This is a genomic window from Janthinobacterium sp. JF4, assembly GCF_059617925.1.
Window position 1 is genome coordinate 382,734 of sequence record NZ_JCAQAV010000001.1, and the last position, 17,439, is coordinate 400,172.

A 17,439-nucleotide genomic window follows, 5' to 3' on the forward strand; every position below is an offset into this window, starting at 1 on the left:
AGCACGTACAGCAAGTATCTACCACCGTATGGCTGTCTACTTCGTCAAAGCCGCCAGCAGGGTGTTCGCCATTGCCAGATGGTGTTGCAACGCTGGCAAGGTCTTGGCGGCAAAGGCCTTGATGTCGGGATCGCTGGCCTTCTGGCTGGCGTCCGCAAACAGTTTCACGGCGTCCTCGTGCGCCGCCACGCCGAAGCGGGCCGCATATTCCCTGTCGAAAGGCTGGCCTTCCAGATGGTCCAGCTTGTCTATCTGCGCCTGGTGTTTGGCGCGGGGCTGGTCGCTGACCTCGATCTGCTTGCTGCTGGCCAGCTGTTTCAGTTCCTCGGCCAGTTTGGCGTGGTCCGCGACCATGCGGTCGGCGAAGTTCCTCACCTCGGGATTGCTGCTCTTGCTTTGCGCCACTTTGCTGGTGGCAATTTCCGTGCTGCCCGCGTCGGCGGCCTTGCCGAGGAATTGCTTGTCGTACGCGCCCGGTGCGGCAGTGGCGATGCGGTGGATGGCGACGCCGCTCAGCAGCGCCACGGCGGCGCCGATGGCCACGCTCTTCAGGGAGGGACTGCGGGAACTGATGGTGGAGATGCGCATGGCGTATCCTTTCTAGTGTGGTTTTTTCTGCAAGCTGATGGCAATGTTAAGCCCGCAGCCTGCGCCCACCCATAGGACACGCACGAGCATTCCCGTAGGACTAGTCCTGTTCGTTAGCGCACAGTTCGACTTGTTTCAGCGCAAATAGGGCGGCGATGCCCGCATCGCGGCGCCAGGCGGGCATGCCGATATCGAGCCATTCTTCCATCGCATCCAGGTGGGAGGGCTCCGAGACGCTGTGTTCGAGTTCGTCGAGCACCGTGTCGCGGTCGATATACAGGCTGTCCAGCCAGGCATCGAACGAGGGCGCCAGTTCGATGAAACCGTGGGCGCGCTTGCCGGTCCAGTCCGGCAACTCCTGGACGTAGGCCAGTACCCGGCCGCCGCCGTCTTCCGTCAAATCCAGGTAGACCATGGAATTGCCGCCATCGCGGGCGAAGGGCAGGATGCGCGCCGGCATGTCCGTATGCTGGCGCGCGGCGCGGATCTCGCCGACCAAGGTTTCATCGCAGAAATCACCCTCGTCGGCGCTGAAGAAGGTATTGAAACCCATTTTTTCCACGCCGCCATTACCGTCCGGCACATCCGTGGTGTAGTCGAACCAGGCGCCGTTGGCCACTTGCAAGAAAGCCAGGAAGGCGGGCGGCAAGGGCGCTTCCAGCAGGGTTTCGATGGCGGCGATCTGCTGCGCCGTGGGGGCAGGCTTGCCGCCCTCGAGCGCCAGGTGGCGGTATTGCGTGTAATAAGTCATTGATTATCCTTGTACATTTCTTGCGACCGCGACGCCATCCTCGCAACCCGTCTCCACCTTGGCCAGCGCATCGACGAGGCCGGCGCGCAGCACGGCCATCGAGCGGGCCTTGTCGTCGATCTGCGCGATTTTCGTTTCCAGCATGACCCGCTTGGTGGCCGCATCGAGCGCGTTTTCCTGCCAGACGGCAATGACTTCGGCGATTTCCTTCAAGGTAAAGCCCAGCGCCTTGGCGTGGCCGATCAGCTCGATGCGCCGCAGAGCTTGCGCCGAATACTCTTTATAGTTGTTCGTCATGCCCGGCTGCGGCGCTTCATCCAGCAAGCCCTGGCGCTCGTAGAAGCGCACCGTATCCTTGCTGACGCCCGTCAGGCGGGTGATTTCTCCGATGCGCATCGTTTCCTCTTGACCGTGGACTAAAGACTACAGTTTACAGTGAAAACCTCATTTACTCCACACCACTGCCATGACCGCATTCAACTACACCAACCAGACCGTGCTGATCACGGGCGCCTCGTCGGGCATCGGCCGCGTCTTTGCGGAAACCCTGGCCGCGCGCGGCGCCCATTTGCTGCTGCTGGCCCGTTCCGGCGCCGTGCTCGACAGCCTGGCCAGGGAACTTTCCCAGCGTCACGGCATCCGCGCGCACGCGCTGGTGGCAGACCTGGGCCTGCCCGGCGCCGCTGCACAAGCCTATGCGCAGGCCCGCGCGCTGGGCATGCCGCCCGACGTGCTGATCAATAACGCGGGATTCGCCACGCATGGGCGCTTCGAGAGCATCGGCCTCGCGCGCCAAGGGCAGGAGGTGACCGTCAATTGCACGGCCCTGATGGAACTGACGCACTGCGCCTTGCCGCACATGCTGACGCAAGGGCGGGGCGCCATCATCAATGTCGCGTCCACGGCGGCCCTGCAGCCCGATCCCTACATGGCGGTATACGGCGCCAGCAAGGCCTTCGTGCTGTCGTTTTCGGAAGCCCTGTGGGCCGAAAACCGCCAGCGCGGCGTGCGCGTGCTGGCCCTGTGCCCGGGCGCCACGGAAACGGCTTTTTTTGACGTGGTGGCCGCGCCCGAAGCGGCCGTGGGCAAGCGCATGGCGCCGCAAGACGTCGTCGATGAAGCGCTGCGCGCGCTGGACCGGGGCCGCAGCAGCCACGTGGCGGGCCGCCCCAACCGGTTGCTGGCCTGGCTGCCGCGCTTGCTGCCGCGCCAGACCGTGCTGGGCATCGTCGAAGGCATGCTCAAGCCGAAGGCGGCATAGGGTTCAGAACGCCATGCTGGCGAACATGGCCAGCACGGCTGTTGCCATGACGATGGTCGCCAGCCAGCCCAGCGCCCGCAGGCGGCGTGAAATGGTCAAGGTGCCCATGATGGCGGGGCGCGAGGCCATCATCATCATCAGGGCCATGACGGGCACGGAAATGACGCCATTGATGACGGCGCTCCAGTACAGCGCCTTGATGGGGTCGAGCGGCGAAAAGCACAGCGCCGCGCCGATCACGGTGGCCGAGACGATGATGCCGTAGAACTTCTTGGCGGCCTTGGGCGCCAGTTCCAGGCTGTTTTTCCAGTGGAAGGCGCCCGCCACGGCGTAGGCGGCCGAGCCGGCCAATACGGGAATGGCCAGCAAGCCCGTGCCGATGATGCCCAGGCTGAACAGGGCGAAGGCGAAGTCGCCGGCGATGGGGCGCAGGGCGGACGCGGCCTGGGCCGACGTATCGATATGCGTGATGCCTTGCGCACCCAGGGTCACGGCTGTCGTCAGCATGATGAAGAACGCCACCAGGTTGGAAAAGCCCATGCCGATGGCCGTGTCCATCTTGATGCGCTGGAATTGCCGCGGCGCCTGTTCCGGTGCGTGGCGCAAGGCTTGCGCGCCAGCATCGGCCTGCAAGTCTTCCACTTCCTGTGATGCCTGCCAGAAAAACAGATAGGGACTGATCGTCGTGCCGAACACGGCCACGATCATCGTCACCGAGCCGGCCGACCAGGTGAACTGGGGCCAGACGGTGCGCAGCGCCACCTCGCGCCACGGGATGTGCACGGTCAGCACGGTGGCCACATAGGCCAGCAATCCCAGGGTCAGCCATTTCAGGATGCGTACATATTGCTGATAGGGAATGAAGACTTGCAGCAACAGGGACAGCAGGCCAAAGCCGGCGGCATACAGGTGCGTGGGACCGCCGATGATCAGGGTCAATGCATCGCCCATGGCGGCCACGTCGGCGGCGATATTGATGACATTGGCCAGCAGCAGCAAGCCGACGATGGCGTACAGCAAGGAACGGGGATAGTGGCGGCGGATATTCGTCGCCAGTCCATGGCCGCTGACGCGGCCGATCTTGGCGCTGATCACCTGGATGCCCAGCATCAGCGGGAAGGTCAGGCACACGGTCCACAGCATGCCGAAGCCGAACTGGGCGCCCGCCTGCGAATACGTGGCGATGCCGCTGGGGTCGTCGTCGGCCGCGCCCGTGATCAGGCCCGGGCCCAGCTTGCCCAGCCAGGTGTCGGATGGCGCTGCCGGATGGCGGACGGCGTCCGCGCGGCCGCTGTCGGTGTGCATGCGTCACTCCTGGGTCGTGGAGCCAGCAGCGTATCACAGGCGGGCGGCGTCAGGTCTCCGGTGTTGTGCAGAGAACTCACAGGGCCGCCATGATGCGCTCGCGCAGCCAGCGGTGCGCCGGGTCCAGGTGCATGCGCTCGTGCCAGACCATGGCCATGTCGTAGTCGGGCAGGGTGACGGGCGGCTCCCACGTGCGCAGCGCGCCCAGCGCGTTTTTCAACAGGCGCGATGGCAGCAGGGCCACCATGTCGGACGCCGCCAGCAAGGGCGGGACGATGAGGAAATGCGGCACGGACAGCACCACCTTGCGCGTGCGGCCCAGCTGTTCCAGGGCCGTATCGACGTTGCTGCGGAAGCCGCCGCCATTTGGCGAGACGACGATGAATTCCAGCGCGCAAAACTGGTCGAGGTCGGGCGGCGTTTGCAGCAGCGGGTGATCGTGGCGGCCCGCCAGCACATAGTGCTCGGTAAACAAGGTGCGGTGGCGCAAGCCGGGCGGCGCTTCTTCCTGCGCCAAAAAGCCCAGGTCGACCCGGCCGCTTTCCAGGTCTTGCGCCATGCGCGCTGGCACGGCTTCAAACACGGCCATGCGCGACTGTGGCGCCTGCGCGCGCAGGGCGGGCAGCATGGGCAGCAAAATCGCATATTCGGCGGCGTCGGCCGCCGCCAGATTCCAGCGCACCTTGGCCGTGGCCGGGTCGAACGCCGGTTCCGGCTGCAAGACCTGCTCCAGCTGGGCCAGCACGGCCTGCAACGGTGCGAACAGGGCCAGCGCCCGCGCCGTGGGCAGCATGCCGCGCGGGCCGGGCAAGAGCAGCGGATCGTCAAAGGCCGCGCGCAGCTTGCCCAGCTGCACGCTGACGGATGGCTGGCTCAGGTGCAGGCGCGCCGCCGCCCGCGTGACGTTGCGTTCAATCAGCAAGGCATTCAGGGTCAGCAGCAGGTTCAAGTCCAGCTTGTGCAAATCCAGCTTATGTAAATTGTTCACAACTATACCTTGTATATCGATTATTCATTTCTACTATGATAGTGCAAGCGCTAGAGTAGTTCCTGTGCTTTCCACTCTTCATCTTTTACAGGAACTAACTGATGCAACTGCATGAATATACAAACTTTGATGGTCTTGGGCTGGCCCAGCTGCTGCGCGAAGGCAGCGTCTCGGCTGCCGAATTGCACGATGCCGCCATGCGCGCCTGCGCCGCCGTCAACCCGCAGATCAACGCTGTGGTCGAGCTGTGGCCGGCCGACTGTTCAACCATCGACACGGCGGCGCCGTTCGCCGGCGTGCCATTCCTGATCAAGGACGTGGCCGTCACCATGGTGGGCCGGCGCAGCGAGGCGGGCAGCCGTCTTGGCGCCGGCCATGTCGCCGCGTTTGACTCCCATCTGATGACGCAGTTTCGCGCCGCCGGCTTGGCGACGTTCGGCCGCACGGGCACGCCCGAAATGGCGTTTGCCACCACCACGGAACCCGTGCTGTACGGCGCCACGCGCAATCCGTGGAACGTCAACCTGAGCGCTGGCGGCTCCAGCGGCGGCGCGGCGGCGGCCGTGGCGGCCGGCATCGTGCCCCTGGCCCATGCGACGGACGCGGCCGGGTCCATCCGCGTGCCTGCCGCCTCGACGGGCCTGTTTGGCTTGAAACCGAGCCGCGGCAGGGTCTCGAACGGCCCCGCCATGGACGAGATATTCAGCGGCCTGGGCGTGCAGCTGGGCGTGAGCCGCACGGTGCGCGACAGCGCCGCCTTGCTCGATTGCGTGCAGGGCGTAATGGCGGGCGAAGCGTATGTGACGAGTTCGCCTGGCCACAGCTGGCTGTCGCAGGTGGACGTGGCGCCGGGCCAGTTGCGCATCGGCGTGCAGCGCGCCGCCTGCAATGGCGCCCAGCCCGTGCCCGCCATCGATGCCGCGCTGGCCGCTACCGTGCGCCAGCTGGAAAGCCTGGGCCACCATGTGGAAGAAGTGGCACCGGTGCTGGGCGTGTCGTGGGCAGCGTTCGTGCAGGCGAACGCCAGTATCTGGTGCGCCAACCTGGTGCCGTGGATCGATGGCCTGGCGCAGGAGAGCGGGCGCGGCGTATCGCTCGATACGCTGGAACCGGCCACGCTGGCCTGCTACCGCCATGGCAAGACGGTCTCGGCGGTCGATTTTGTCGCTGCCCTCGACGTGCGCAACACGGTCACGCGCCAGGCCGGCGCCTTCTTTGCGCAATACGACATCTTGCTGACGCCCACCATGCCGGACGTGCCGTGGCAGCTGGGGCGCTATGGCAGAGACGAGGAGAAACTCGACGGCTTGGGCTGGACGGCGCGCCTGTTCGAGCATTCGCCCTACACGCCGCTGGCGAACGTGGCGGGCTTGCCGGCCATGTCCGTGCCGCTGTCCATGTCGCAGGAAGGGGTGCCAATCGGCATGCAGTTCATGGCCGGCTATGGAAAGGATGGCACATTGCTGCGCCTGGCAGGGCAACTGGAGCGGGCAGCGCCTTGGGTGCAGCGTCGCCCGCCCGTCTGGGCCGGTCATTAAGAAGGAGGACTACAGGGCGGCGAGGCGCGCCGCACCGCGGCTTTCCAGGCGAAAGCGGGCTTTTGCCCACAACCGGTCGTGGAAGGGCAGGACGATCACGTTGCAGATCGGCTCGACCACGGCCAGCAAGCCGCCGAAGGCCATGGAACCCGTGGCCCAGTACATGACGCCGAAGGCCACGCCCATGTGCAAGGTCGTCTGGCTGAGCTTTTCGCCGGCCAGAGCGGCAAGGCCCAGGCGGCTGGCGGCGTAACGGCGGCGCATCGCGTGCCACGCTTTTTCGTGCCATGGCAACAGGGCCACGTTGATGATCGGTTCGATGATGGCGGCCAAGCCACCGAGCGCCAGGGACCCCGTCAGCAAATAGGCGAGGCCGAAGGCGATCGACATATGCGTGCAGACCTGGCTGAATGTTTTGATGGCGGTGAACAAGGGATGCTCCTTTCTGTTGAATTCGCTTATCCTTGATTTAGATAGTAACGATTCTCATTTACAAAAGGAAATAAAATATTTCAACTGAATCCATAGATGCAAGCTATGGATTGAGGAATATCAATTGCTCATGCCGCACTATGGATGGTATCAAGCACACGCAAGGGCGAGGGGAGGCCATCGCGCGGCGCTGCTGCGCATGTGAGCGGCCAGGCTCGCATGCGCATTGGGGCCAAGGCCGTTACGGCAGGGTCTTCAGCACAGTCTTCGTCGGCACGGAGAAATTATAGTTGTCGTGGCGGTCCCAGTTGATCGACCACGTCATCACGCCGCGGAAGTCCGGATACGCCTGCAGCGGCTTGATGGTGCCGCAGTTGAGCAGGCGCGTCAGGCAATTCAGGGCGTTGCTGACGTCGGCATTCGTCGTGAAACCGGAGCCGGCCGAACTGCGGCCCGACGGCACGCCAAAGCCCACCTGGTCCGGGCGCAGGCCGGCGAAGGTATTGCCGCCATAATTGAACCCCTCGATCAGCATGCGCGCCGTGGCCACCAGCTGGTCTGCCGAGCCCGCCTTGATGGGGCCCGTGGCATACGGCGTGTAGATGTCGCCATTGTTGTAGTACTGCGGATGCAGCACCGTCAACTCGGAGCGCAAGGCATTGATGATGGGAATGTACGCGCCCCAGATGCTGCCATAGCTCGTGTATCCCCCTTCCACATACACCCATTCCGGCGCCATCGACAGGTAAAAGCTGCTGCCGACCTTGGTTTTCAGGTTTTTCACGGCGATCGGCAGATAGGTCTGGATGGCCGCGCCTTGCGCCACGCCGTTTTCCAGGTCCAGGTCGATGCCGTCGAAGCCATACTTGGTGATGATGGCGTACAGGCTGTTGGTGAAATTCGTCGCTTCGGCCGTGTTGCCTACGGAAACGGAGCCGTTTTGCCCCCCCAGCGACAGGATGACTTTCTTGCCTTTGGCCCGCTTGGCGGCCACGTCGGCGATGAATTGCGCTTCCGTGCCCGCGCCTGGGTCGATGGTCAGGCTGACATTGCCGCCGCCCGCGTTGTCGCCGAACGAGACGACAATCACATCCCAGTCATCGCTGACCTGGCTGATCGGATACGTGGCGCCGCTGGGGTTGGTGAAGTTGTGCCAGTAGCCGATCAGCGCGTGCTTGGCCAGGCCCGTGGGCGTCGGAGTCGGGGTAGGTGTCGGAGTCGGGGTAGGTGTCGGCGTTGGAGTTGGCGTCGGTGTCGGGGTGGGAGTCGGCGTAGGTGTCGGTGTCGGTGTCGGCGTGCCACAGTCTCCCACCGCCGTCCACGGCTGGCCGCTGCCGGCGCCGCCGTTGCTGGTCGACGGGTTATTGCCTTGCGTCCACCAGTTGGCCGTGTAGTTGACGTTGTTGTGGCTGGCCTGGCCGCCGCCGTTGTAGGCCGTACCGCTGTTCCATGGCGTGTAGCAGGCCACTGCTGTGGTCGCGCCGGCCAGCAACTGGCTTGCGCCGGCGCTGGATCCGCCGCTGCCGCCACCGCAGGCGGCCAGCGTCCCCCCGAAGAGGGTAATGATGAGGGTACTCATGACTGTCCGGTTCATCGCATCTCCTTGTGTGTTTTTAGTATGGCCGGGCGGCTGGACACCGTCCGATTTTTCAGAGTGCAAGCATTGCAGGTGGTAGTCAACTGGTTTTATTCTTTGCGCAAGATCACAATACCAGTTGTGCCATTGCCCCAGGAGATGGGTGATGCGGACCATACCAGTGCCTGTTTTCCAGTACGCTGGTATGGTGCCCGGAATGGTGACGGGAGCAGGGCGGGGAAGGGAGGAGGACTCGTGCGACGGTTACGGCGCTGTTTCCTTGCGCACATCGGCATATGGCTTGCGCGACAGGTCCAGCAGCATCTGCGTGAAAGCCACGGTCTGGCGCTGCATCAGCCGGTAATCCAACTGGGTCACGGTGTCGATGCCATGGTTGAGCAGGTAGGTCGCTTGCGTGACGTAGTGCACCGAGGGAATGCGCTGCGCCCTCCATAAATCCTGTCCAGCGCCTGGCCAGGCGGCATTCTTCGGATTGCCATCGCCGCCGGGATTGGTGGACGGCAGCACGAACGCGGGCGCCGCATCGGCCTGCTGCAACATGGCGTAGGAAGCGTCCATCAGCGCCGGCGTGCGCGGCGAAAACAGGATGGCCGGCTCGAAGCGGCCCGTGGGATGCAAATAGCCGCCGCTATCGGGTAGCACTTCCAGCGCGCCCAGGTGCCCGATGGTGAGCATCGTGGCGATGCGCTGCATCAAGCCATCGTCCTTGTGCTGCTCGAGAAACTGTTCGGTGCCCACGTCACCCGCGAGATGGCCGCTCGTCAGCAACAACATGACGCTGCGCGGCAGGCTGTCCCGCGGCAGTCGCGTCAGATACTGGGCCATGTCGACGATGGCGTTCGGTCCATTGTCTTCCAGCCCGTTCATGCCATCCGTGTGGCTACCCAGCACCATCAATTCCTCGGATTTGCCGGGGATGATGCCAACCAGGTTGCGCGTTTGCATCTGCCGCACGGTGGCCCTCATGGTCAGCCGCAAGACCGGCGCCGTGCCCGCCAGCACTCTTTCACGCAGGCGCTGACCACCGTCGCGGTCGATTAACACGCCGGGCAGCTGGCGCACTTTGCCGTCGTAGGGCGCATACAGGCCGTCCGCCGTCATGAAAGGCGTATCAAGAATGACGATCACGCCCGCCGCACCGGCAGCCTGCAGGCTGTCCAGCAGGGTGACGAACGGCCCCAGCATCTGGAACGGGCGCGCATACGGCGTGTCCGGCCCCATGGCGTTCTGCGGATCGTGGACGTGCACGGCAAACTGCTGGAAAACCTTGCCCGTCCACGCCACTTTGGGCATATCGACGAGTACCAGCTTGCCTGCCAGGCTGGCATCGGGCCTGGTCCCCGGCGCCAGATAGACGATGCGTCCCGTAATGCCGGACGGCGGCGTCACGCCCGAATACGGAATGTAGCCGGCCGAGGGCAAGACGCCAGACCTGTCGTCGTAGACCACCTCCAGGCCCCAGTCTTCCGCTTGCACCGACCATTGCCGGAAGCTGACGGGTTCGAAGCGCAGCTGTTTGACACCGGCACGTGCCAGGCGTTCATGCAAGGCGTCGATATACGCTTCATGCCGGGGCGATCCCGTGGCGCGCAGGCGGCGCTCGTCCAGGTCGACTTGCCAGTCCACCAGTTGTTTTCTGGAGAGGAATTGCGTGGCGTCGACCGTCACGGCAGCCGAGGGCGGCAGGCCGCGCGCTGGCCATGGACCGGGCTTGCTGGCGCAGGCGGACAAGGCGGCCACGATGGCCAGCGCGCCGGCAAGGGACAGGAAGCGGCGGCAATGCGGTATAAGAAACACGGTGCGTGGATGCGCGTGGATTATGCGTGTCTTGAGACTTCTCATTCAAAATAGTCGGCAAATGCCTGATTTTATTGCTGATTTATCGGTATTGCTGGCAGTGGGAAGTTTGCCGCGGCCGGCAATTTACCACGAGACAAGTCGATGGGCCGGCACGCATCACCGGGTTTTGCCTTTTTTCAAGCGCGCCGTGTTCTTTTCCTCAAAGAAAGCCTGTAACTTCCTGCATGGCACCGTGCCATGACGAAAGCGAGATAATGAAAAAGATATTGATACTGGGCGCAGGCGGACAGGTAGCGCAGTGGGTGATCCGCGCCTTCGCGGACCGTGACAACATCGCCTTGACGCTGTTGCTGCGCAACCCCGGCAAGCTGCCCACGCCAGTTCCGTCCAACGGCAGCGTGCTGGCCGGCGACGTGCTGGACCAGGCAATGCTGCGGCAAACGATGCCCGGACACGACCTGGTCTACGCCAATCTGGTGGGCGACGACATGGAAGACCAGGCCAACAGCATCATTGCCGCCATGCGGGCCTCCAGTGTCGAGCGCCTGATTTTCGTCTTGTCGATGGGCATCTACGATGAAGTTCCCGGCAAATTCGGCGAATGGAACAACGCCAGGCTGGCGGAACACCTGAAACCATTCCGCCGCGCCGCTGACACTATCGAAGCGTCGGGCCTGGCATACACCATCGTGCGCCCAGCCTGGATGACAGACGAAGACGAAGTCGACTACGAACTGAGCACGCGCCACGCGCCATTCAAAGGTACCGTGGTGTCACGCAAGAGCGTGGCAGACCTGATCGCCAGCATCATCGAAGCTCCAGACTTGCACGTGCACGCCAACCTGGGCGTGAACAAACCGAACACGGACGGGGACAAGCCGTATTTCATGTAGCTTGTTCAAGCGCCGGCGCCCAGCGTCGGCTACAGCAACGTGCAGATGGGGAAAATCGCATTTGCGATTGGGGAGTTGGCCAAATGGGGGTTTTTTCAAACGCATCCATAACTTCGCATAATTTATATTATGTCAAATTACTAAAGCAGTGCAGAACGTTGAAGAATCAAAGCAAGTACGCCGAAGTAAGCCGCCACAGTAAGCCGACACAATTCTCTGTCCTCTGTGGACACAATAGCCTCCCGTCGATGGTTTTTTATAACGGGACCTGCCCTTGCACATTTGCTGCGAACTTCCTTCCGTGCATTTTTACGCGGCTAGTTGACTTACCATGCCTTGCCAAGTGGCCATATGGGAAAGCAGTCTCGGAATCATTTCAAGGAATTTGCTTGTTCCAGCGTAAAAGTCGATCGCGACTCTTATCATTGGGATGGCGGTCGGCGCTACGACGAACGTTCGCTGAAAGGCCGGCGGCCATTGCGTATCGTTGCATCGAGCCAGTTCTCCTCGATTGCCGCCACATATTTACGATTAGCATCCTGCTCAATAAAACGCATCACATCGGCGCTCTCCCAGGCGATGGGGAAATCGAGCACCCTGGCCAGCCAGCGCAAATAATGGAGTTTATGCAGAAAAAGAGCTTCGTAATCGATGAAATGGACTGCATGCGGGCTACTCATCAAATGCATATAGTAATAATCCTGCGCCATGCCCAGAGTCACCTGGCCTCCCACGCGCTGCTGCTGAACGGCATTGATATTCTGGTCCCTGACCACGATGGCGATTTCGACCTTGATACCGAACGATGCAGCCCGGTCCGCCACTTCCCGTATCTTGGGCAAATAGCGCGTGCCGTCATAAAAAAATGGACAGCTGACATTGGCGAGAAAATACTGAGCCTCCGCAAATGCCTGTTCATCCAGGCGCCCCGGACGGATCCAGTATTCGGCAAACGGCTCCTCATCGCTGGGCACCCAGTATTTCTCCTTCAGCGCCGTCCAGCCCTGCACGACTGGATGCATGCTCAATATCCGGCTAAATAGATGATTGCCCGCCCCTTGCGGTCCCGTCAGGATTAATAATTTTTTAGTGTTCATCATTCGGCTGCCGACGCTGTTGGCCAACATAGGTGCGCACTTTCAGGGCATTGACTTCGTCCGTGGGACCGCAGCCCGAATCGGGAGCAAATACAAATAAAACGACCGGTACATCGCCGGTTATGAAATTATGCAATTCGTTCCTTCTCATGAAGAATGCACTCCCCTCCTCCACATTAAACATTTCCTTGTTATTCAATTCCACCTTTCCATTGCCAGAAAGAATCAATCCCACGCGATGACTCGGATGGGTATGCAAGGTCTGATACATATTCGACGGAAAATGCACATAATTCACGACAGGATCCCCCAACCTGCCGGGATTAATCGCCGTGGTATTCGTCCCGCCATCCATATAACTAAGATTGCCGATATCCAGATTCTTCTGCGTAAAATAACGCTGCTCTTCTAATCTGAGTCCCGGATAACGGACTACAAACGCGCTGGCATTCATGCCGCAGCTCACTGCATATTCCGTTTCAGCGCTGATCGCCAGGGCCCCATGCACGCCTTTGAAATCAACCTCTTGGCTGGAATAATTCGCATTCCTGAGCAATATATAATCCGTACCACTGGAGACAAACTGGCGCTGCTGTCCGGGAGCAATCGGGAATATATTAAACGGCCACCGGTCGGCAATAGAAATATCCGAATTTATTTTAATCATTTTCTTATCTCCACAGGAAAGGTATACCGTCGACATCCCCTTCTGCCCGATTCCCGAACAATTATTGAGCACCCATGGATAACCGAACGGAGACGATGCAGGGCGCCCATTGCTGGCACCACCGGGGGCCGCCCGGAAGCCATGGGCAGCCGGGGGCCTGCCTGCATCGGAACGCTTACCAGCCATAGGCCTCTTCAACCAGCTGCCTGGCCGCTGGCGCCGCAGCGGTATTGTGGCAACTGATCTCGAACAGGTCCCGGCGCATTTCCTTGATCAACGCTTCTGCATAAGCCTGGTCGGCTTCTGTTTTAAGCAGCTGCTCCAGCTTCATACCGCCGATATTGGAATGAAACCCTTCGTCCTTGGCGATTTTTGCATACGTCCGGCGAATGAATTCGTCGTCGATGCAATTGGCCATTTCACTCCAGACGGCTTCTGCGCGGCCCTCGGCAACCAGTTGGTATGCAGCCAGGGCAATAGGATCAGTTTCGGCTTCGTATTTTTTCAGCAAGTCTGCACCCTTTGCCGTCGGCTTGGCCGCTTCGGCCGCGATAGCCGCCTCAACATTCAAGGGTTTTCCCGTGATATGTTCGATCACGTCCTTGACCATGCGGAAATGATTTGCTTCGTCGTGCGCCTGCTTGGTGAGCAGCTGCAGTTCCTCGACCGACGTGTCAGCCGGCAGCCTGGCCACGCTTTGCGCAATTTCCACCATGTTCAAGCGTTCATTGACCATGCGGCCGATGAAATGGTCGATCATTTCATCCTGCGATGGCTTGGATTCAAAATAGGCTCGCACATTAATTTGGCTGGCCTTGAAAAGCGACTGATTACTTTCTCTCAAACCTGCAACGAATTCTTTTGACGATAACATTTTATTCTCCTTGAATGATTCATTGAAAAACTATTTTCAAAAATAAACCAAGAATACAAAAGTTTCATGGCAGCGTGAAATCCCTGAAAATAAATGATGTCCTATGCCACCACTTACCAGACCACATGCCAGCAATAAATTTATCACCTATCCTGATGCAGGTCAACGCGTTTACATGTTTAAAAAATATATTCATACATGATTTCCGATAGCAAACAACCAGTTGACGTTCCTGCAGCTGTTATAATCCGCGTATATTGCACCGACAATCTACAATTCATTTAATTGTTCAAAAAATCACCAATGTACACGCCAGAACTCCAAAATTGAAATACTCCCTCCAATAATCACAAAAACTATCAGCACATAATCGTATAACTATCAAATTGCTAGTAAATAGCATAAAAAAATGCGCTCTCCACTATTCCACAAGAGAGCGCATGGAATAAAAATAGGAAAATAAAAATAATCTGAAAAAAAGTAAATTGTGATATACCATACCTCTACACATTCTAGGATGGATGTGCATCGTAACTTTAGGAGGGTTATTATGTCTGGCAATGCAGCGGTACACCTGTCCGTGCAATCGGATACGATTGACGACACAAAGCAATCGGTACATGATCTTGTCCATAAGGCTGATACGGAGCTTTTCCAGAAGTACGGTACGCCAGCTTCGATGAAACTGCTGGCCAACGGCCACGTGGAACGGACCTGGAATATCGGCTCCGGCACCTTGAATGTCATTCATGACAAGACAGGCAAGGCTTCCGACGTCAAGTTTTTCTCGAAGATCACGGCCAAGGAGCTGGAAAGCATGACGCAAAATACCCAGGCATAAGCGGGTAGAACAGGATGGCGGTGGCTCCCCAACCACGGCCATCTTATTCATCGGCAGGTCACCTTATTGCAGCATGCAAACGCACTGGAGATGCCTTGGTCAGCCTAACTAGCCTCCGCAACCGCTTGAATCTCGATGCAATCAGCGACACCCATGAATGTGCGCTGGTGCTGAGCGTCGAGCCTGAGCTGCTCGATCATGTTATTGCCGAACGACACCGTTTTGGCAGAGATGAAGTGATCGCGCGCCAGCTTGATCCCCATATTACCCTGCTGTACGGCGGCTTCCAGCCTCTGGAGGTACTGCGGCAAATGGAACAGCTTGCCCTCTCGCTGGCAACGGCCCGGGTCAGCTTCGAGGTCGGCGACATCGCCACTTTCAGCAATCGCAACGGCTTCATCACCAACATCCATTTCCGCGTCCATTCAGCGCAGTTGCATGCCCTGCACCTCGACGCCCTGCGCCGCTATGGCGAGCTGGGCTTGAAGCTGCAGACCGCCTATGCCGGCCCCCACTACGTGCCGCACCTGTCAGTCTACGACCGTATTTTGCTTCCCAAAAATATAACAACCATGATCTCCAGGCCGCCCGCCACGCGCAGTTACCAGGCAGGCGCCTGCCATCTGGTTGGAGAGCCCAGATAGGCTTACGCCCACTGCCGGGCAAATCTTGACCGCAACTGGAATAGTCGGCAGTCCTGCCCTTTTGAAATGGAGACGTCCGTGTACGATCACATAGTCCTGTTGTCCATCGATACGCTACGCAGCGATTGCATCGGACGCAATCCCCTGAAACTGTGGCCCGCCAAATATCCCCACCTGAGCGCTCCCGACACGTCGGTGCTCGATGCCCTGGTCGACGAGGGTGCCTTCTTTGCCAACTGCGTCTCGGCCGCGCCATATACGTCGGCCTCGCACGCCTCCATCCTGAACGGCAAATGGCCGCTGCGGCATGGCGTCTACGAATTTTTCAACAGGAAACTAAGCGGCGAAACGCTGTTCACCCGCGCACAGCGTTCCGGCTACCGCACCATACTGAAAAGTGATTTTCCGCTGATACTCGGTCCGACCCTGGGTTTCGACCGCGGCATCGATCATTTCCTGGTCGAAAACGACGACGCCTATCTCGCGGCGCTGGGGCAGGCGGAACGCTCGGTCAGCCTGGCCCATTTTGGCGGCGTGCATGTTCCCTACGGCTTTCACAACCTGAAATATGGCGGCGACGCCTACCGCAGCAAGCTGGCCGAACTGGAAAAACGCGTCTGCACGTCGGCCAGCCTGCCCAAAGACCAGCTGTTCGAGACCTTGCGCGACGAAGAAGACATGCAGCATCTGATGCGCTACAAACGCGTGATTCAGGAACTGTGGAAGGCGGACCGTGCCGAAGACATCTTCGGTCTGTATCTAGAGGGCATTGAACACTTCCTGCGCTATCGCTTTGCCCCGTTCATGGAAAAACTCAGGCAGCGCCTCGCAGGAAAGCGCTGGCTGATCGTGCTGTTCGGTGACCACGGCGAGGAATACGACGAACAGAGTTTCGGCCACTTCAATTCCGTGGCCGAGGGCGTGCTACGGGTGCCGCTGCTCTTCATCGGCGACGATGTCGCGCCTGCCATCCATACCGAAAGGGTGCGCACGGTCGATATCCTGCCAACCATCCTGGACCTGAATGGCGACCGCAGGCGGCAGCGTGCCAGCATCGATGGCGTATCGCTGGCGGCAACCGTGCGCGAAAGGATGCCCTATGCCAGCCGCCACGGCTATGCGCAGGCATACGTCGCCGACACGGCCCGTTTCGTCAAGTTTCAGCAGCGCATGCTTTCTCATGGCAAAAAGCAGGGACACCTGCCCCATCTGCTGTTCAAGGAAACTGTCTGGGACGGCCAACACAAATTCAGCCGCACGGTGGCCGACTTCGAACAATACCTGGGCGGCATGGCGCCGATCGATCCGATCAACCGGCTCGAACGCTTCAACGACGCGCATTTTCCGCAACCGTCGAACGAAGCATCGATACAGCAGAAACTGGCAGAGATGTTAGTGCACTACAACACCATACGTGCCTGACGCCCACCTCACCGGACAAGGACCAGCATGTTTAAGGAAGACGGAGCAGATATTGTTTTTGTGGTGGGCACGCCAGGCTCGAAGTGGAGCGCCATCGCCCATGCGCTGATGTATGCGAACGGCGTCAATCGTTCAGACATGCGCTTGCAGCGCAGCCATGAGGGGGAAAGCCGCACTTTGCATTTCGGAAATTACTTCGGTCCAGGGATGGAGTACGGGCGCCAGTTCGACAACCTTGGCAGCATGAGCAAGACGGAACTGCTGGACGAATTCGCCGCCCCCTATGCCGCTGCCGGCGGCACCAAGCTCTTGAAAAGCCATCTGTTTGCCCGGCATTTGCCGTGGCTGAAACACACTTTTCCCGCAGCGCGCTTTCTGCTGGTGCACCGCCCTGACCACGCATGCCTGGCATGGTGGGAGGCGGCCGGCGGTTTCAGCATCTCCTATCCTGATTACAGCTGGTACAAAAGTTCGGCCAACATGGCAAACCAGATCGCCGCCGACAATGCGGACATCGCTGCGTTTGCCACCCAACATCAGCGGCAGCTAACGCGCCGGCGTAGCATGAAACCGATACTGAACGAACTGGGCCTGCACTACAGTCATTCCGAGGTCCAGGCCGTTTCAGAGTTGGAATTCGAACGGCAGTGGGGACTGGGCAACCAGCCCGTCACCGACGTGCTGACGGCCTGCCATGCCATGGCAGGGCTAGCGCGCACCTGCGTGATCTGAGGGAGACGC

Annotated in this window: 18 protein-coding genes; 7 read left to right on the top strand and 11 right to left on the bottom strand. The window is 60.1% G+C overall.

What is annotated here, in order from left to right; genetic code table 11:
* Positions 1 to 36 precede the first annotated feature (36 nt).
* The 3 genes from AC54AF_RS01545 to AC54AF_RS01555 form a co-directional block, all read right to left on the bottom strand.
* Complete coding sequence (locus tag AC54AF_RS01545; RefSeq protein WP_496634859.1) at positions 37 to 588, bottom strand: DUF4142 domain-containing protein; 552 nt, start codon at positions 586 to 588, stop codon at positions 37 to 39.
* 100 nt (positions 589 to 688) lie between these two features.
* Positions 689 to 1,339 (bottom strand): SMI1/KNR4 family protein, encoded by a 651-nt coding sequence (locus tag AC54AF_RS01550; protein WP_496634861.1) that lies wholly within the window; start codon positions 1,337 to 1,339, stop codon positions 689 to 691.
* Between the two features lie 3 nt (positions 1,340 to 1,342).
* Positions 1,343 to 1,735 carry a MerR family transcriptional regulator gene (locus tag AC54AF_RS01555; protein ID WP_496634863.1) on the bottom strand — a complete coding sequence of 131 codons (393 nt, stop codon included), beginning with the start codon at positions 1,733 to 1,735 and terminating at the stop codon, positions 1,343 to 1,345.
* 70 nt (positions 1,736 to 1,805) lie between these two features.
* Between AC54AF_RS01555 and AC54AF_RS01560 the strand changes: the two genes are divergently transcribed.
* Entirely contained in the window at positions 1,806 to 2,600 is a 795-nt protein-coding gene (locus AC54AF_RS01560) for an SDR family NAD(P)-dependent oxidoreductase (protein WP_131686602.1), read from the top strand.
* 3 nt (positions 2,601 to 2,603) lie between these two features.
* Here the strand turns inward: AC54AF_RS01560 and AC54AF_RS01565 are convergent, their stop codons facing one another.
* Both AC54AF_RS01565 and AC54AF_RS01570 read right to left on the bottom strand, forming a co-directional pair.
* Positions 2,604 to 3,905: an NRAMP family divalent metal transporter gene (locus tag AC54AF_RS01565; RefSeq protein ID WP_496634865.1), complete on the bottom strand. Its 1,302-nt coding sequence runs from the start codon at positions 3,903 to 3,905 to the stop codon at positions 2,604 to 2,606.
* 76 nt (positions 3,906 to 3,981) lie between these two features.
* Positions 3,982 to 4,893 carry a LysR family transcriptional regulator gene (locus AC54AF_RS01570; RefSeq protein ID WP_496634867.1) on the bottom strand — a complete coding sequence of 304 codons (912 nt, stop codon included), beginning with the start codon at positions 4,891 to 4,893 and terminating at the stop codon, positions 3,982 to 3,984.
* A 101-nt stretch (positions 4,894 to 4,994) separates the two neighbouring features.
* Here AC54AF_RS01570 and AC54AF_RS01575 point away from each other — a divergent pair, with 101 nt between their 5' ends.
* Positions 4,995 to 6,431: an amidase gene (locus tag AC54AF_RS01575; protein ID WP_496634869.1), complete on the top strand. Its 1,437-nt coding sequence runs from the start codon at positions 4,995 to 4,997 to the stop codon at positions 6,429 to 6,431.
* Positions 6,432 to 6,440: 9 nt separating this feature from the next.
* Here AC54AF_RS01575 and AC54AF_RS01580 read toward each other — a convergent pair whose 3' ends face one another.
* The 3 genes from AC54AF_RS01580 to AC54AF_RS01590 form a co-directional block, all read right to left on the bottom strand.
* Positions 6,441 to 6,863: a DUF2061 domain-containing protein gene (locus AC54AF_RS01580; protein WP_496634871.1), complete on the bottom strand. Its 423-nt coding sequence runs from the start codon at positions 6,861 to 6,863 to the stop codon at positions 6,441 to 6,443.
* 241 nt (positions 6,864 to 7,104) lie between these two features.
* Positions 7,105 to 8,442, bottom strand: a complete 1,338-nt coding sequence (locus tag AC54AF_RS01585; RefSeq protein WP_496634873.1) for a chitinase — start codon at positions 8,440 to 8,442, stop codon at positions 7,105 to 7,107.
* A gap of 261 nt (positions 8,443 to 8,703) precedes the next feature.
* Positions 8,704 to 10,302 (bottom strand): M28 family peptidase, encoded by a 1,599-nt coding sequence (locus tag AC54AF_RS01590; protein ID WP_496634875.1) that lies wholly within the window; start codon positions 10,300 to 10,302, stop codon positions 8,704 to 8,706.
* A 212-nt stretch (positions 10,303 to 10,514) separates the two neighbouring features.
* Here AC54AF_RS01590 and AC54AF_RS01595 point away from each other — a divergent pair, with 212 nt between their 5' ends.
* Positions 10,515 to 11,153 (top strand): SDR family oxidoreductase, encoded by a 639-nt coding sequence (locus AC54AF_RS01595; protein ID WP_496634877.1) that lies wholly within the window; start codon positions 10,515 to 10,517, stop codon positions 11,151 to 11,153.
* 443 nt (positions 11,154 to 11,596) lie between these two features.
* On the opposite strand, the gene AC54AF_RS01600 is transcribed toward AC54AF_RS01595, so the two are convergent.
* From AC54AF_RS01600 to AC54AF_RS01610, 3 genes are read right to left on the bottom strand one after another with little or no spacing between them, the layout of a single operon-like run.
* A complete protein-coding gene (locus AC54AF_RS01600; RefSeq protein WP_496634879.1) occupies positions 11,597 to 12,253 on the bottom strand; it encodes a hypothetical protein in 657 nt (218 codons plus the stop codon).
* Positions 12,240 to 13,103, bottom strand: a complete 864-nt coding sequence (locus AC54AF_RS01605; RefSeq protein WP_496634881.1) for a cupin domain-containing protein — start codon at positions 13,101 to 13,103, stop codon at positions 12,240 to 12,242. The genes AC54AF_RS01600 and AC54AF_RS01605 overlap by 14 nt, the downstream gene beginning before the upstream one ends.
* Positions 13,093 to 13,791, bottom strand: a complete 699-nt coding sequence (locus AC54AF_RS01610; RefSeq protein WP_496634883.1) for a ferritin-like domain-containing protein — start codon at positions 13,789 to 13,791, stop codon at positions 13,093 to 13,095. The genes AC54AF_RS01605 and AC54AF_RS01610 overlap by 11 nt, the downstream gene beginning before the upstream one ends.
* Before the next feature lie 550 nt (positions 13,792 to 14,341).
* Here AC54AF_RS01610 and AC54AF_RS01615 point away from each other — a divergent pair.
* The 4 genes from AC54AF_RS01615 (at position 14,342) to AC54AF_RS01630 (ending at position 17,430) form a co-directional block, all read left to right on the top strand.
* The gene (locus AC54AF_RS01615) at positions 14,342 to 14,632 is read left to right on the top strand and encodes a hypothetical protein (protein WP_131686594.1); all 291 of its coding nucleotides are present in this window, start codon (positions 14,342 to 14,344) and stop codon (positions 14,630 to 14,632) included.
* 125 nt (positions 14,633 to 14,757) lie between these two features.
* Positions 14,758 to 15,276, top strand: a complete 519-nt coding sequence (locus AC54AF_RS01620) for a 2'-5' RNA ligase family protein (RefSeq protein WP_496634885.1) — start codon at positions 14,758 to 14,760, stop codon at positions 15,274 to 15,276.
* Positions 15,277 to 15,354: 78 nt separating this feature from the next.
* Positions 15,355 to 16,698 (top strand): sulfatase-like hydrolase/transferase, encoded by a 1,344-nt coding sequence (locus tag AC54AF_RS01625; protein WP_496634887.1) that lies wholly within the window; start codon positions 15,355 to 15,357, stop codon positions 16,696 to 16,698.
* Positions 16,699 to 16,725: 27 nt separating this feature from the next.
* Positions 16,726 to 17,430, top strand: a complete 705-nt coding sequence (locus AC54AF_RS01630; RefSeq protein WP_131686591.1) for a hypothetical protein — start codon at positions 16,726 to 16,728, stop codon at positions 17,428 to 17,430.
* The last annotated feature ends 9 nt before the right edge of the window (positions 17,431 to 17,439 follow it).